Here is a 14,740-nt window from a genome sequence, read left to right as displayed (position 1 = left end):
GTTACACTCTTTCCTTGTTGGTTAAATTTTATTAGCGCTGCCCAAAAGTTTCATGCGCTCTTTGACCACATTTTTAAGCGCTAATTGGGCCGGAGAAAAAAACTTTCTCAAATCAAATTGGCTCTTATCTTCATTAGCCACCTTGCGCACTTCTGCGATGAAAGCGATCCTTAAATCCGTGTCGGTATTGACCTTATTGATCCCCCCTTTTACGGATTCTTGTAAAAATTCAAAAGGCACGCCCTTAGAGCCTTTCAAATCGCCTCCAGCGTCCAAATAAGATTTCCTCACACCATCTGGTATCGCGCTCGCTCCATGCAAGACTAAAGGGATATTAGTGAGCCTTTTGACTTCTTGCAAGCGTTCAAAATCCAATTTGGGCTCGCCCTTAAACTTAAACGCTCCATGGCTTGTCCCAATGGCTGGGGCTAAGTAATCCACTTGAGATTCTTTGACAAACTGCTCCGCTTCTTTAGGATTCACTAACACCGCGTCTTTTTCATCCACTGAAATGTTGTCTTCAATCCCCATTAAACGCCCCAACTCCGCTTCCACGCTCACTCCAGCGTTATGCGCCATTTTGACCACTTTAGAAGTCAATTCCAAATTTTCTTCAAAAGCATGATGAGACGCATCAATCATCACGGAGGTGAAACCCGCTTTCACGGCTTTTTCACAACTTTCAAAAGTCGTGCCATGATCTAAGTGTAAGGCTACAGGAATGTGCGGGTAGCGTTCGCACATGATTTTCACCATGCCCACCGCCATATCAATCCCCATGTATTTGATCGCTCCTTCACTCGCTTGAATGAAAAGTGGGGAATTTTCCTCATTTCCTGCTTCAAAAATAGCGTTTAGCATTTCAAAATTCACGAAATTAAACGCCCCTACCCCATAGCCTTCTTTATGGGCCTTCAGTAAGATTTCATTGCCTTTAACTAACATGATAACACCTCATCAATTACTTGTTGATAACAATTTTAGCACGCTTTCTTAGTTCCTCAATGCGTTGATTCATGCGTTCTTGGAAAAGCTTTTCTTGCAACATCCCCTTAATGGTGGGTTTAGCCTGCTCATAAGTGTAAGTTACAGGGCTATCTTTAGAAATCAAATAGATAATATGATAACCAAATTCTGTTTTAACAGGGGTTTTAGTGTAATTCCCAGGAGTTAAAGCGAAAGCGGCTTTAGAAAAATCCGGAGCCATTTGGTTTTTTTGGAATTTCCCTAAATCGCCGCCATTTTGCGCGTTCTTGCTGTTAGGATCAATCGTATCCCGATTAGCCAACTCAATGAATTTGGCTTCTTTTTTAGTCTTTGGCTGTTTGTCAATCTCAGAAATAATCCGTTTAGCCTCATCTTCGGTTTTCACTAAAATATGCCTAGCATGGGCTTCTTGCTTGACAAAAAGCTGATCTTTATTAGCGTTGTAAAAATCTTGCATTTCCTTTTCTGGGATTTGGATTTTTTTCACTTCTTCAGCCTGTTTTTTAGCCCAAAATTCCACTAAAGCCTGTTTTTTAACCGCTTCCATCATCGCTTTAAATTCTGGAGTCTGATCGAGCTTTTCTGTTTTAGCTTCATTTTCTACAAGCGCGGTGCGAATGGCTTGCTCAATCAAGGCTTCTTTCTCTTTCTCTTTAAGCTTGTCAAAATCAAAATTAGGATTTCGTTGCTTAATCATATCAAAATCGCTTTTAGTGATAGGTATGCCATCCACTGTCGCTAACACGCCTGCTGAAGAATCAGCCGTTTTTTTTGTGTTATGCGTAGCGTTATTTGCGTTATGAGCCGGCTTGGCCATCAAAAACGACGCACTCAACGCGCCCACTAACGCTAAATTCAAGATATTTTTTTTCATTGTGTGTTCTCCACTCTAAACTAATTTTCATCATTAAATTCACATTATAGCAAATTTAAAACAAAATCAGCTATCATGATTATAGAAAACTCACATTAAGGGTAAGAAATGCTTAAAGTTATTCATTCCGTTAAAAGTGGGTAAAAATGTTCGCCGCAGATATTGTAATAATATTTATTGTATTTATTTGGTGTTAGTTATATTCTATTTTGGAAAGAAAAAGGGTGTTAAAGAAGATTCAAAATTTTATAAGACAATGATGAATGTTATATTTACCATTGTTGCTGCAATCATTTTGTATCCTTGGATACTGATGGTATTGTTTTACCCCATAATGTTTTTATTACTACATGTTATGTCCATATTAAATAACTTCTATATTCTTTTAGTCAATCTCATATTTATAAGCCTACTATGTAAGATTAAGGGACTTTGCGCTTAAATTACCCTAGCAAAGTGAGTGAAGAAGGATTTCAAGTTATGGTTTTGTCTTTATCTATCCTTAAAAAAAGCTTTAATGATTTTTTAAGCGCTAGAATGCTTTTAATCAATCTTGGTCCTATCCTTTTGAGTTTGGCGTTTTTTGGAGCTGTTTTTTACTACAATGGTGCAAATATTGTGGGTTATTGCCAAACTTTATTACCGCAATCTTTGAATGACTATTCCCATTCTCAAGGCTTTTTTGCTGGCGTGTTCGCATGGGTCTTTAAAGCGTTAGTGTATTTTCTTGTTTTTTGGATCGTGATTCTTTTGAGTTTAGTCATCAATATTTTTGCGTCTGTTTTTTACACCCCTTTGGTGGTTTCTTATTTGCACCAAAAATATTATCCCCATGTTGTTTTAGAAGAATTTGGCTCTATTCTTTTTTCTATTAAATATTTTTTAAAATCGCTCATTTTTATGCTTTTATGGATGGCGGTTTTAACGCCCTTGTATTTCATTCCCTTTATAGGGGTCTTTGGGGTCTTCTTTTCCATAATCCCGCATTTTCTTTTTTTCAAAAACACCATGAGTTTGGATATAGCCAGCATGATTTTTAATCATCAAAGCTATCAAAATTTACTCAAACAGCACCGGTTAAAGCATTATCGTTTTTCGTTTTTTTGCTATCTTTTTTCCTTAATCCCTTTTTTTAATTTTTTTGCCACTTTATTGCAAACCCTAATGCTAACGCACTACTTTTTTATCCTTAAGAAAAAGAATGCTAGATTTTATTCAAGAGCTTAGCACCCCCCATGTTAGGGATTTTTTCTTGTTGTTTTTAAGGGTTAGTGGCGTGCTGTCTTTTTTCCCTTTTTTTGAAAACCATTTAGTGCCTTTGTCGGTGCGTGGGGCTTTGAGCTTGTATGTGAGCGCGATTTTTTACCCCACTTTAGAATTTTCAAACGCCGCTTACACGCCAGAGGGTTTTATTATTGCTTGCTTGTGCGAGCTGTTTTTAGGGGTGTGCGCGTCTATCTTTTTGCAAATCGTCTTTGCAAGCTTGGTGTTTGCAACCGATAGCATCAGCTTTTCTATGGGGCTTACGATGGCGAGCGCGTATGATCCTATTTCAGGATCGCAAAAACCCATTGTAGGGCAAGCCCTTTTATTGTTAGCGATTTTAATTTTATTGGATTTATCGTTCCACCATCAAATCATTTTGTTTGTGGATCACAGCTTAAAAGCCGTCCCTTTAGGGCAATTTGTCTTTGAGCCAGCGTTAGCTAAAAACATTATCAAAGCCTTTTCGCACTTGTTTGTCATAGGGTTTTCTATGGCGTTCCCTATTTTATGCTTGGTGTTATTGAGCGATATTATTTTTGGCATGATCATGAAAACCCACCCTCAGTTCAACCTGCTTGCGATCGGGTTTCCGGTTAAAATTGCGATCGGGTTTGTGGGCATTATCTTAATCATTTCAGCTATCATGGGGCGTTTTAAAGAAGAAATCAGCCTGGCCTTTAGCACCATTAGCAAAATCTTTTAAAGGATCAATATGGTTAGTTTTAAAGAAGCTCTAAAAATCCATTCTAGCATTCCCCTAGAACCCTTAGAAATAGAGATTATTTCTTTGTTTGAAAGCATAGGGCGCATTTTAGCAGAGGATATTATTTGCATTCACGCCTTGCCTAAATTCAATCAAAGTGCAATGGATGGCTATGGGTTTAAAATGCAAGATTTAGGCAAAAAAACTCAAGTCATTCAGCGCATCTTTGCCGGAGATGATGTGAGCGCTTTAGAAGTTAAAGAAAATGAATGCGTTAAAATCATGACTGGAGCGATGGTGCCAAAGGGAATAGAAACGATTGTCCCTATAGAATGCATGCTAGAAAGCCATACAAATTTCGCCCTAGCTCCCAAAGATTTTAAAATAAACGCCAATATCCGTCAAAAGGGCGAAAACGCTTCTTTAAACAGCGTGTTAGTCCCTAAAAATACCCGTTTGAATTACGGGCATATCGCGCTCATTGCCTCTCAAGGGTTAAAAGAAATCAAAGCGTTTAGGAAATTAAAAATCGCTTTATTCAGTAGCGGCGATGAATTAGTGCCTTTAGGGCAAAACGCCCTAGAATGCCAAGTTTATGATGTTAATTCAGTGGGTATTTTTAACATGCTTAAAAACTACAACACGCATTTTTTAGGGGTTTTAAAAGATAATAAAGATTTACAGCTTAAACCACTTGAATCACAAGACTATGATGTCATCCTTTCAAGCGCGGGGGTGAGTGTGGGGGATAAAGACTTTTTTAAAGACGCTTTGAAAGAAAAAAACGCCCTTTTTTATTATGAAAAAGTCAACCTCAAACCTGGAAAACCGGTAACTTTAGCCAAACTCAATCAAAGTATTATTATAGGCTTACCGGGTAATCCTTTAAGCTGCTTATTGGTTTTACGAGTTTTGATTCTACCCTTATTGGAGCGCTTATCCTTAAATAAAGATTTTAAACTAAAACCCTTTAAGGCTCAAATCAATGCCCCCTTAAAGCTTAAAGGCGAACGAACGCATTTAATTTTAGGCAACTATTCAAACAACCAATTCATTCCTTACAACAACAACCGCTATGAATCAGGAGCGATTCAAGCCCTTGCGCAAGTTGATTCTATCGCTTTGATTGATGAAGGGGTGGGATTAGTTCAGGGCGAAATTGAAATTTTAAGGTTTGAAAATTAAAATGGCTTTTAACAATGCTATAATGGCAAGTTTAAAACCCCACTCATAAAGGTTCTGTTTGTGGATAACTACACCTATAGCGAATTGTTAAAAAGCTTGCAAAACAAATGCGATAATATCGCTTTAATCATCAAGCCTGAAAAGATCAAACAAGAATTAGAACGCATTGAAAAAGAGCAAGAAGACCCTAATTTTTGGCAAGATGTCTTAAAGGCTAGAGACACTAATAAAGAAAAAGTGCGCCTAAACCGCTTGCTAGAAACCTATCAAAAAACCAAAAATTCTTTAGATGAAAGCACAGAATTGTTTGAACTCGCCCAAAACGATAACGATGAGGTTACTTTATCCTTGCTCTATGAAGAGGCTCCTGTTTTAGAGCACAGCGTCCAAAAAGTAGAAATTGAAATCATGTTAAGCGGTGAAAACGACGCTTCAAACGCTATTATCACCATTCAGCCTGGAGCGGGGGGAACAGAGAGCCAGGATTGGGCGAGTATTTTGTATCGCATGTATTTGAGGTGGGCAGAAAGAAGGGGCTTTAAAAGCGAGATTTTAGATTATCAAGATGGCGAAGAAGCGGGCATTAAAGGGGTCGCCTTTATCATTAAGGGCGAAAACGCTTATGGCTATTTGAAAAATGAAAATGGGGTGCATAGGCTTGTAAGGATTTCACCCTTTGATGCGAACGCCAAACGGCACACGAGTTTTGCGAGCGTGCAAATTAGCCCTGAATTAGACGATGATATTGATATTGAAATTGATGAAAAAGATGTCCGTTATGATTATTATAGAGCCAGTGGGGCGGGCGGTCAGCATGTCAATAAAACAGAAAGCGCAGTTAGGATCACGCATTTCCCTACCGGTATTGTGGTGCAATGCCAAAACGACAGGAGCCAGCATAAAAACAAAGCGAGCGCGTTAAAAATGCTTAAATCCAAGCTTTATGAATTGGAATTAGAAAAACAGCAAAGCACCGCCAAAAATGAAGAAAAAAGCGAGATCGGCTGGGGGCATCAAATAAGAAGTTATGTCCTAGCCCCCTACCAGCAAGTCAAAGACGCGCGCTCCAACACCGCTTATAGCAATGTGGAAGCGATACTAGATGGCGATATTGATGCGATTTTAGAGGGCGTTTTGATTGCTAAAGCTTAAGTGCGCTAAAATGACAGCTAATAAATTATGGTTACTATAAAACGCTTTTTAAAACCAATTGGCAAGGAACAACAATGACACAAGAAGAATTAGACGCTTTGATGAATGGTGGCGATTTAGAAAATTTGGAAGCCCTAGAGGCTAAAGAAGAAACTAAAGAGGAGCCTAAAGAGGTTAAAGAAAATTCCAATCATAGTGAAAAAATGACCGTCAAAAAAGAAGACGCTGAAAAATACGGCAAGATTAGCCCTAACGAATGGCCTCCCCCTCCCCCCACTGAAGAGCATAAAGTCGTGCATCAATTAGACGATGTTACAAGAGATTCTGAAGTGAAAGCCACGCAAATTTTTGATCAATTGGATTTGATTGGGGCTAGCGCTGAAAAGATCGCTAAAATGGTTAAAAAAATCCAAGAACCTTTGCAAAAACACCAAGAAATTTTTGACAATTTGCATAGCCATTTCCCCAATATTGAATCTTTTAAAACCGCGCTCAATGAGCAACAAGAAATCCTAAACGCCCTTAAAAGCATTGAAGAAGAAGCCGCTAATTGCTCTGATAGCTCCATGCAAGCGATGGATATTATGCAGTTTCAAGACATTCACCGCCAAAAAATTGAACGAGTGGTCAATGTCATGCGAGCGCTCAGCCAATACATGAATTCGCTTTTTGAAGGCAAAATTGATGATTCTAAGCGCGTGAGTTCAGCGACTTATATCACCGGCGATGACGATAAAGATTTAGCCAGCGCGGATGATATTGAAGCCTTGATCGCTTCTTTTGGAGCCAAGTAGTTTTGAACCAAGTTGAATTACTCTCTCCAGCCGGTAATTTAAAAAAACTTAAAATCGCTCTCAGCTATGGGGCTGATGCGGTTTATGGGGGAGTGAGCCATTTTTCTTTGCGTAATCGCGCAAGCAAGGAATTTACTTTAAAGACCTTTAAAGAAGGGATTGACTACGCCCATGCGCTAAATAAAAAAGTCTATGCCACGATCAATGGTTTCCCTTTCAATTCACAGCTCAAACTTTTAGAAGAACATATTTATAAAATGGCAGAATTAGAGCCAGACGCTTTTATTATCGCTGCGCCTGGGGTAATCAAACTCGCTTTAAAAATCGCCCCGCATATCCCTATCCATTTATCCACGCAAGCGAATGTCTTGAATTTATTAGATGCGCAAGTGTTTTATGATCTAGGGGTTAAACGCATTGTGTGCGCTAGAGAATTGAGCCTGAATGATGCGATTGAAATTAAAAAAGCCTTACCCGATTTAGAATTAGAAATCTTTGTGCATGGGAGCATGTGCTTTGCCTTTTCAGGGCGTTGCTTGATTTCGGCCTTACAAAAGGGGCGCGTGCCTAATAGAGGGAGTTGCGCGAATGATTGCCGGTTTGATTATGAATATTATGTGAAAAACCCGGATAACGGCGTGATGATGAGGTTGGTTGAAGAAGAGGGCGTAGGCACGCATATTTTTAACGCTAAAGATTTGAATCTCTCTAATCATATCGCTGAAATTTTAAGTTCAAACGCCATTAGTGCGCTTAAGATTGAAGGGCGCACCAAGTCCAGTTATTACGCCGCACAAACCACGCGCATCTATCGTTTAGCGGTTGATGATTTTTATAACAACACTCTTAAGCCGAGTTTTTATGCTAGCGAATTGAACACGCTTAAAAACAGGGGTTTCACCGACGGCTATTTGATGCGAAGGCCTTTTGAAAGATTGGACACTCAAAACCACCAAACAGCCATTAGCGAAGGGGATTTTCAAGTCAATGGCGAAATAACAGAAGACGGGCGTTTTTTTGCATGCAAATTCACCACGACCACTAACGCCGCTTATGAAATCATCGCTCCCAAAAATGCGGCTATCACGCCCATAGTCAATGAAATTGGCAAGATTTATACCTTTGAAAAACGCTCTTATTTAGTGCTGTATAAAATCCTTTTAGAAAATAACACCGAGTTAGAAACTATCCATAGCGGGAATGTGAATTTAGTGCGACTGCCCGCACCCTTACCGGCTTTTAGTTTTTTACGCACCCAAGTAGAGCCTAAAAATGGCGTTTAGAGATTAGGTATTAAAACGATTAAGAGGAACGCATGCCCTTAGAAACGATCACGCTCGCTAGTATTTATGAAGAACAAGGGTTTTTTGAAGAAGCGTTGCAAATTTATACTAATATTTTAAAAAAAACCCCTGATCATACAGAGGCGTTAAAACAAATAAAGCGTTTGGAAAAAATCCAAAAAAATCTCGCTCCTTTCAAACACGATGCAACACTGGAGCGGCACTATTTAAATTTTATCAAAGGGGATTATTTGAGCGTTGAGAATTTAGAAAAATGGCTGGTAGAATGGAATTGAAAAACATTATTTCAGAAACCCTTAATGAAATTGAAAAAATGGCTAAAACCATTGGTGATGGTTTTGATACGGCGCAAAAAACGCCCTCTTTTTTCAAAACGCCCCAAGATTTGCAAAACACCCCAAGCTCTCAAAATGCTAATGCCCCTTTAGAGCCAAAAAACGCTGCTAAAATAGAAACGCAAGAAAAAATCACAGAAGAAAAAGAAGAGACGCCAGAAATCATTACAGAAGAAATCGCGCAAGAAAACCCCATGCAAGCGTTAATTCCAAACGAGCGGGTTTTTTTAAAAGGCTTATTAGAGAGAACCTTAGTGTTATTTAAAGGCATGCAAGCTTTAGAAGAAAAAGAAGCGCTGAAGCGTTTGGATTTAGTGGCGCGTTTCTTGCAATACCAATTGAGCGTGCTTGAAAAACGATTAGAATCTTTGGAGCGAGAAAACACAGAGTGAAAAATGGGCAAAGGAATTTTTTAAAAACATTAAAAAATAAGACTTTCATTTTCAATATTCCATGAAAACAAAGCCTTAAATTCCATTAATAACTATGATAATGTTTTGAATTTTTATTTTTAAGATATTTTCAAGGTATCTTTAATAATAAAATGTTAGAATTAGTCCCTTAAAACATTAACAAAGTTAATCGTTTTTAAAGTTGCAAAAATCGTTGAAGGAGTTAATTGAAGTATGATAGAAGTTTTAATGATAGAAGATGATATAGAATTAGCCGAGTTTTTGAGCGAGTTTTTGCTCCAACATGGCATTCATGTAACCAATTACGATGAGCCATATACCGGCATTAGTGCGGCTAACACACAAAATTATGATTTGTTGTTATTGGATTTAACTTTGCCTAATTTAGACGGGCTTGAAGTGTGTAGGCGCATCTCCAAACAAAAACATATCCCTATTATTATTTCTTCAGCAAGAAGCGATGTGGAAGATAAGATTAAAGCGCTAGATTATGGGGCTGATGATTACCTCCCTAAACCCTATGATCCTAAAGAATTATTAGCTCGCATCCAGTCCTTACTCAGGCGTTCTCATAAAAAAGAAGAAGTGAGTGAGCCAAGCGATGCGAATATCTTTAGGGTAGATAAGGACAGCCGAGAAGTGTATATGCATGAAAAAAAGCTAGACTTAACTAGGGCTGAATATGAAATCCTTTCGCTTCTCATTAGCAAAAAAGGTTATGTGTTTAGCCGTGAAAGCATTGCGATTGAGAGCGAGAGCATCAACCCTGAAAGCTCTAATAAAAGCATTGATGTGATCATTGGCCGTTTGCGATCCAAGATTGAAAAAAACCCTAAGCAACCGCAATACATCATCTCTGTTAGAGGGATTGGTTATAAATTAGAATACTGACATTCTAATAAGGAGTTAAGGGGTTTTGCGTTTTTCTATCTTTTTTAAAGTTGTCGCTTTGTTTATGATAACGCTCTTTAGTTTTGGAGCGTTCGCTTACTATTTCGTGTCTTCTCAAATCAATCATGAAAACTATCAAAACGAAATGCGCCATTATCAGTTTGTTACCACTATCAATGAAATTTTAAATAACTACTCTGATTATAGAGCCATAGAAGATTACCTCTATAAAATTGGTTTTAAAGAAACCACAATGGAAAATTTAGAAAAGGTTTTAGCCAAAAGACGCCACCAGTTGCACCATAGGAATATTGGGTATGCTGAAGTGTTTAAATTCAGCGATATGGTTTTTATCCTTTTAAAAAAGGATGAGCATTTTGTGCTTTATAAAGATTTGCATTCGGTTTCTTATAAGAATTATTTCTTAGCTATTACGGTGGGCTTATTATTGATTTTATTCCTCTTTTTATTTGTTTTGCAGAGTTTATTGCCCTTAAGAGAGTTAAGATCTCAAGTGAAACGCTTCGCTCAAGGGGATAAAAGCGTGAGTTGTAAAAGCAAGCAAAAAGATGAAATAGGGGATCTGGCTAACGAATTTGACAATTGCATCCAAAAAATCAATGCGATGAATGAATCTCGGATTTTGTTTTTGCGCTCTATCATGCATGAATTACGCACCCCTATCACTAAGGGCAAGATACTAAGCTCTATGCTCAAAGAAGAGCTGTCTTACAAACGCCTTTCATCTATATTTGATCACTTGAACATGTTAATTGAGCAATTTGCCCGCATTGAGCAGTTCGCTTCCAAAAATTATGGGAGCAATAAAGAAAAATTTTTAATGAGCGATTTGATAGACAAGATTGAAAAAATGCTTTTAATTGATGAGGATAAAAAAAGCCCTATCCATGTACCCTCTTCAAATTACATCATTGAAGCGGATTTTGAATTGTTTTCTATAGCGTTAAAAAACATGGTAGATAATGCGATCAAATACAGTGATGACAAACAGGTGTTTTTGGATTTCATAGGAAATAATTTAGTGGTGTCCAATAAAAGCGAACCTTTAAAAGAAGATTTTGAAAAATATTTGCAACCCTACTTCAAATCTTCTAACCCCAGCCAAGCCCATGGTTTTGGGTTAGGCATGTATATCATTAAAAACGCTTTAGAGGCTATGGGATTGAATTTGAGCTATCATTACAGCAATGGAAGAATTTGTTTCACTATCCATGATTGCGTTTTTAATCATTTTTACGATTTAGAAGAAGATGATGAAGAGCCTACCCCCCCCCCCCGAAAATTTGAGAGAGGTGAGCGGAATGAAGGGGATAGAAAAAGCCAATTGTGGGGTTAAAGAAAAACAATAAAGAGAGAACATGTTCAAACGATTGAGAAGATTACGAAGCAGCGAAAACTTAAGAGCGATGATAAGAGAAACGCGTCTGAATATTGATGACTTCATCGCTCCCTTATTTGTCATAGAAAGCGATAGTTATATTAAAAATGAGATCAACTCCATGCCTGGCGTTTATCAAATGAGTGTAGAGCCTCTTTTAAAAGAATGCGAAGAATTAGTGGGTTTAGGCATCAAAGCCGTTTTATTGTTTGGCATTCCTAAACATAAGGATGCTACAGGAAGCCATGCGTTAAATAAGGATCACATTGTCGCAAAAGCCGCTAGAGAGGTTAAAAAACGATTCAAGGATTTAATCGTTATAGTGGATTTGTGTTTTTGTGAATACACCGACCATGGGCATTGCGGGATTTTAGAAAACGCTTCTGTGTCTAACGATAAAACGCTAGAGATTTTAAACCTTCAAGGGCTTATTTTGGCTGAAAGCGGTGTGGATATTCTAGCCCCAAGCAACATGATGGATGGGAATGTTTTAAGCTTGAGAAAAACGCTAGATAACGCCGGCTATACCCACACGCCCATCATGAGCTATTCCACTAAATTTGCGAGCAGTTACTATGGGCCTTTTAGAGATGTGGCAAACTCTGCGCCGAGTTTTGGCGATCGCAAAAGCTATCAAATGGATTACGCTAATAAAAAAGAAGCGCTTTTAGAAAGTTTAGAAGATGAAAAACAGGGTGCGGATATTTTAATGGTGAAACCGGCTTTGGCGTATTTGGATATTGTTAAAGAAATCAGAGATCACACTTTGCTCCCTTTAGCGCTCTATAATGTGAGCGGGGAATACGCCATGCTCAAACTCGCTCAAAAACACAACCTGATCAACTATGAAAGCGTTTTATTAGAAACGATGACTTGTTTTAAAAGAGCGGGAGCGGATATGATTATTAGCTATCATGCTAAAGAAATGGCTAACTTATTACAAAGGAATTGAATGGGACGAGCGTTTGAATACAGAAGAGCGGCTAAAGAAAAACGATGGGATAAGATGAGTAAGGTTTTCCCCAAGCTCGCCAAAGCGATCACTCTAGCGGCAAAAGAGGGCGGGAGCGAGCCGGACACGAACGCCAAACTACGAACGGCGATTTTAAACGCTAAAGTGCAAAACATGCCTAAAGACAATATTGATGCAGCGATTAAAAGAGCGAGCAGTAAAGAGGGGAATTTGAGTGAAATCACTTATGAGGGTAAGGCGAATTTTGGCGTGTTAATCATTATGGAATGCATGACTGATAACCCCACCAGAACCATTGCTAACCTTAAAAGCTATTTCAATAAAACGCAAGGGGCAAGCATCGTGCCTAATGGCTCTTTAGAGTTTATGTTTAACCGAAAAAGCGTGTTTGAATGCTTGAAAAATGAAGTGGAAAATTTAAAACTCAGCCTAGAAGATTTAGAATTCGCTCTCATTGATTATGGTTTGGAAGAATTAGAAGAAGTGGAAGACAAGATTATTATTAGGGGGGATTATAACAGCTTCAAGCTCTTAAATGAGGGGTTTGAAAGCTTGAGATTGCCCATTTTAAAAGCGAGTTTGCAACGCATCGCCACAACGCCCATTGAATTGAATGACGAACAGATGGAGCTTACCGAAAAATTGCTAGACAGGATTGAAGACGATGATGATGTGGTCGCGCTTTATACGAATATTGAGTGAAATGCAAAAAGGCTCAAAGTATTTTTTAAACCACCCAAGCAGAAATCCTAATCGTCTTTAGCGTTTGGGATGAATGCCGCTAATTTGTTATAACACCCCCATACATTTGCATCTAGCGCAGGAAGCGCACAAACTTACGCCTTTATAAGATATGATGCGTGAAAGCTGTAGGGAATACATTGGAGCTCAGATTCTGTAAAATCCATTAGGGACACAGAGTGAGAAACTCTCCCCAAACATCAGGAAGCCCAATCGCTTTAGCTTTGGGTGCTTCGCCAATGAAAACAAAGTTTTGTTGCTATAAGCTTGTAAAGTCCTATAAAGAGTTATAAAACTCCTTTTTTATTGGATTTTAACCTTATTTTGATTGAATAAAGGTTTTTGTTTTGTTCAAATATGAATAGCTTTATTCAATGTCCTTTTTTAAAAAACTTGTTTTTAAGCTTTTTTATAGTTAATTTTTATTTTGTAAGTTATTTTTTAAAGCGGATAGGGGATTTTGAAATAACGCCCCCTTTAACCCCATAAATCCCCTAAGAGCGCTTTAAAAAATTATCGCTTGTGTCTGTGTAAGCTCTTTTATTGTTTTAAAATGCCTTTGAGTGTTTTTATTATCAATATGAGAGCGAATCCAAACCCTAGATTTGTGGATTTTTAATCTCAATACCCATCAATAGAGGCACTCAATCCCCATTTGATAGCACGAAAGTGGAAAGATTTCTATAGTTTTAATCATAGCCCCTAAACTCTGGCCTATTGCGTATCATCTTGCGTGTCGTTTTGCGCGTCATCTTGCAAATTATCAGAATTCTTGCCAACCATTTCTAATACTTTACAACTACCACTAAAGCCTAAAGTGCAACCTTTCTTATAATATGAAGTGGCTTTATCCAAATCCTTTGGAGCGCCCTTACCCGTGTAATACATCACCGCCACATTATGACAACCGCTCCCTTCTTTTAAAGAACAACCCTTTTTATAAAGATTCAAGGCTTGCCCTTCACTTTGTCTGACATAAAGACCGGCTTCATACATATAGCCTAAACTCACACAGCTCGCTCCGTCTTTTAAATGGCACCCTCTTTTAAAATTCGTAAGGGCTTTTTTCAAATCCTTCTCTGCGCCTTTTGCGTTCCTATACATATACCCTGTAAAGTTACAACTAATGCCGTAATTCAAACTGCAAGCGTATTTAGAAAGAGAAAGGGCTTTGGCATAATTTTGCTTAACGCCCGTACCATTAAAATACATAAAACCTAAACTACCGCAGCTCACCCCACCCTTTAAGTGGCACCCTCTCCTGTAATAATAGATAGCCTTTGGAAGGTTTTTTTGAACGCCATCGCCATCTTCATACATAGAGCCTAAACTCGCGCAAGCCAAATGATTCATTAAATTGCACCCTCTTCTGTAATAAAAAACGGCTTTTGGAATATTCTGATCCACGCCATCGCCATCTTCATACATAGAGCCCAAACTCGTGCAACTCACCCCCACCCTTAAATTACAACTCCTCTTATAAAAAGCCACCGCTTTATGGTAATCCCCTCTCTTAAAGGCTTGAGTAGCCATTTTAAAATATGCCTCACCGGTTGTAGCCATCAAATGACTGAAACAGCCCGCCACCACCAACCAAATAAAAACCCATTTTTTAGTCCAACTCTTTATCATCTCATTCCTTACAAAACTAAGCCAAAGCTCACACAAAGAAAAATCAGTAAAACCCCAATCTAATTGGTTATTATAGTATAATATTCAAAAA

15 protein-coding genes are annotated in these 14,740 nt (G+C 38.3%); 12 read left to right on the top strand and 3 right to left on the bottom strand.

The features are described from left to right. Positions 1 to 21 precede the first annotated feature (21 nt). Entirely contained in the window at positions 22 to 945 is a 924-nt protein-coding gene (locus HPSH112_RS00865) for a class II fructose-bisphosphate aldolase (RefSeq protein ID WP_000960448.1), read from the bottom strand. 16 nt (positions 946 to 961) lie between these two features. Beyond that, positions 962 to 1,861, bottom strand: a complete 900-nt coding sequence (cbf2, locus tag HPSH112_RS00860; protein WP_000739407.1) for a peptidylprolyl isomerase CBF2 — start codon at positions 1,859 to 1,861, stop codon at positions 962 to 964. 480 nt (positions 1,862 to 2,341) lie between these two features. On the opposite strand from cbf2, the gene HPSH112_RS00850 reads away from it, so the two are divergent. From HPSH112_RS00850 to HPSH112_RS00795, 12 genes are all read left to right on the top strand, one after another. Further along, positions 2,342 to 3,088, top strand: a complete 747-nt coding sequence (locus HPSH112_RS00850) for an EI24 domain-containing protein (protein WP_041199816.1) — start codon at positions 2,342 to 2,344, stop codon at positions 3,086 to 3,088. Continuing rightward, on the top strand, positions 3,063 to 3,830 hold the full coding sequence (gene fliR / locus HPSH112_RS00845; protein WP_000883704.1) for a flagellar biosynthetic protein FliR: 768 nt from the start codon (positions 3,063 to 3,065) through the stop codon (positions 3,828 to 3,830). The genes HPSH112_RS00850 and fliR overlap by 26 nt, the downstream gene beginning before the upstream one ends. A 9-nt stretch (positions 3,831 to 3,839) precedes the next feature. Next, the gene (locus tag HPSH112_RS00840) at positions 3,840 to 5,015 is read left to right on the top strand and encodes a molybdopterin molybdotransferase MoeA (RefSeq protein WP_000253360.1); all 1,176 of its coding nucleotides are present in this window, start codon (positions 3,840 to 3,842) and stop codon (positions 5,013 to 5,015) included. Positions 5,016 to 5,075: 60 nt separating this feature from the next. Further along, positions 5,076 to 6,167, top strand: coding sequence for a peptide chain release factor 2 (prfB, locus tag HPSH112_RS00835; protein ID WP_000371099.1), 1,092 nt, complete (start codon positions 5,076 to 5,078; stop codon positions 6,165 to 6,167). Between the two features lie 74 nt (positions 6,168 to 6,241). Continuing rightward, positions 6,242 to 6,961: a protein phosphatase CheZ gene (gene cheZ / locus HPSH112_RS00830; protein WP_000189984.1), complete on the top strand. Its 720-nt coding sequence runs from the start codon at positions 6,242 to 6,244 to the stop codon at positions 6,959 to 6,961. Between the two features lie 2 nt (positions 6,962 to 6,963). Beyond that, positions 6,964 to 8,244, top strand: a complete 1,281-nt coding sequence (locus HPSH112_RS00825; protein ID WP_001077531.1) for a peptidase U32 family protein — start codon at positions 6,964 to 6,966, stop codon at positions 8,242 to 8,244. A gap of 32 nt (positions 8,245 to 8,276) precedes the next feature. Next, a complete protein-coding gene (locus HPSH112_RS00820; RefSeq protein ID WP_001127852.1) occupies positions 8,277 to 8,540 on the top strand; it encodes a tetratricopeptide repeat protein in 264 nt (87 codons plus the stop codon). Then, positions 8,531 to 8,992, top strand: a complete 462-nt coding sequence (locus HPSH112_RS00815) for a CiaD-like domain-containing protein (protein ID WP_014662187.1) — start codon at positions 8,531 to 8,533, stop codon at positions 8,990 to 8,992. The genes HPSH112_RS00820 and HPSH112_RS00815 overlap by 10 nt, the downstream gene beginning before the upstream one ends. A 234-nt stretch (positions 8,993 to 9,226) precedes the next feature. After that, on the top strand, positions 9,227 to 9,904 hold the full coding sequence (arsR, locus tag HPSH112_RS00810) for an acid response regulator transcription factor ArsR (protein ID WP_000573717.1): 678 nt from the start codon (positions 9,227 to 9,229) through the stop codon (positions 9,902 to 9,904). A 25-nt stretch (positions 9,905 to 9,929) separates the two neighbouring features. Further along, positions 9,930 to 11,261: an acid-sensing histidine kinase ArsS gene (gene arsS, locus HPSH112_RS00805; protein WP_001212428.1), complete on the top strand. Its 1,332-nt coding sequence runs from the start codon at positions 9,930 to 9,932 to the stop codon at positions 11,259 to 11,261. Positions 11,262 to 11,283: 22 nt separating this feature from the next. Further along, positions 11,284 to 12,255, top strand: a complete 972-nt coding sequence (gene hemB / locus HPSH112_RS00800) for a porphobilinogen synthase (protein ID WP_000476543.1) — start codon at positions 11,284 to 11,286, stop codon at positions 12,253 to 12,255. Next, positions 12,256 to 12,978 (top strand): YebC/PmpR family DNA-binding transcriptional regulator, encoded by a 723-nt coding sequence (locus HPSH112_RS00795; RefSeq protein WP_000532140.1) that lies wholly within the window; start codon positions 12,256 to 12,258, stop codon positions 12,976 to 12,978. Positions 12,979 to 13,731: 753 nt separating this feature from the next. On the opposite strand, the gene HPSH112_RS00790 is transcribed toward HPSH112_RS00795, so the two are convergent. Next, positions 13,732 to 14,649: a tetratricopeptide repeat protein gene (locus HPSH112_RS00790; protein WP_000597861.1), complete on the bottom strand. Its 918-nt coding sequence runs from the start codon at positions 14,647 to 14,649 to the stop codon at positions 13,732 to 13,734. Between the last annotated feature and the right edge of the window lie 91 nt (positions 14,650 to 14,740).

It is taken from the genome of Helicobacter pylori Shi112 (assembly GCF_000277405.1).
Lineage (GTDB): Bacteria > Campylobacterota > Campylobacteria > Campylobacterales > Helicobacteraceae > Helicobacter > Helicobacter pylori_C.
This window is presented reverse-complemented; position numbering and strand designations above follow the sequence as displayed.

Coding starts and splice junctions, on each gene's coding strand:
- cbf2 (WP_000739407.1), bottom strand. CDS start 1,861: ATGAAAAAAAATATCTTGAATTTAGCGTTAGTGGGCGCGTTGAGTGCG.
- HPSH112_RS00865 (WP_000960448.1), bottom strand. CDS start 945: ATGTTAGTTAAAGGCAATGAAATCTTACTGAAGGCCCATAAAGAAGGC.
- HPSH112_RS00820 (WP_001127852.1), top strand. CDS start 8,277: ATGCCCTTAGAAACGATCACGCTCGCTAGTATTTATGAAGAACAAGGG.
- HPSH112_RS00850 (WP_041199816.1), top strand. CDS start 2,342: ATGGTTTTGTCTTTATCTATCCTTAAAAAAAGCTTTAATGATTTTTTA.
- HPSH112_RS00840 (WP_000253360.1), top strand. CDS start 3,840: ATGGTTAGTTTTAAAGAAGCTCTAAAAATCCATTCTAGCATTCCCCTA.
- cheZ (WP_000189984.1), top strand. CDS start 6,242: ATGACACAAGAAGAATTAGACGCTTTGATGAATGGTGGCGATTTAGAA.
- HPSH112_RS00815 (WP_014662187.1), top strand. CDS start 8,531: ATGGAATTGAAAAACATTATTTCAGAAACCCTTAATGAAATTGAAAAA.
- HPSH112_RS00795 (WP_000532140.1), top strand. CDS start 12,256: ATGGGACGAGCGTTTGAATACAGAAGAGCGGCTAAAGAAAAACGATGG.
- HPSH112_RS00790 (WP_000597861.1), bottom strand. CDS start 14,649: ATGATAAAGAGTTGGACTAAAAAATGGGTTTTTATTTGGTTGGTGGTG.
- hemB (WP_000476543.1), top strand. CDS start 11,284: ATGTTCAAACGATTGAGAAGATTACGAAGCAGCGAAAACTTAAGAGCG.
- fliR (WP_000883704.1), top strand. CDS start 3,063: ATGCTAGATTTTATTCAAGAGCTTAGCACCCCCCATGTTAGGGATTTT.
- arsR (WP_000573717.1), top strand. CDS start 9,227: ATGATAGAAGTTTTAATGATAGAAGATGATATAGAATTAGCCGAGTTT.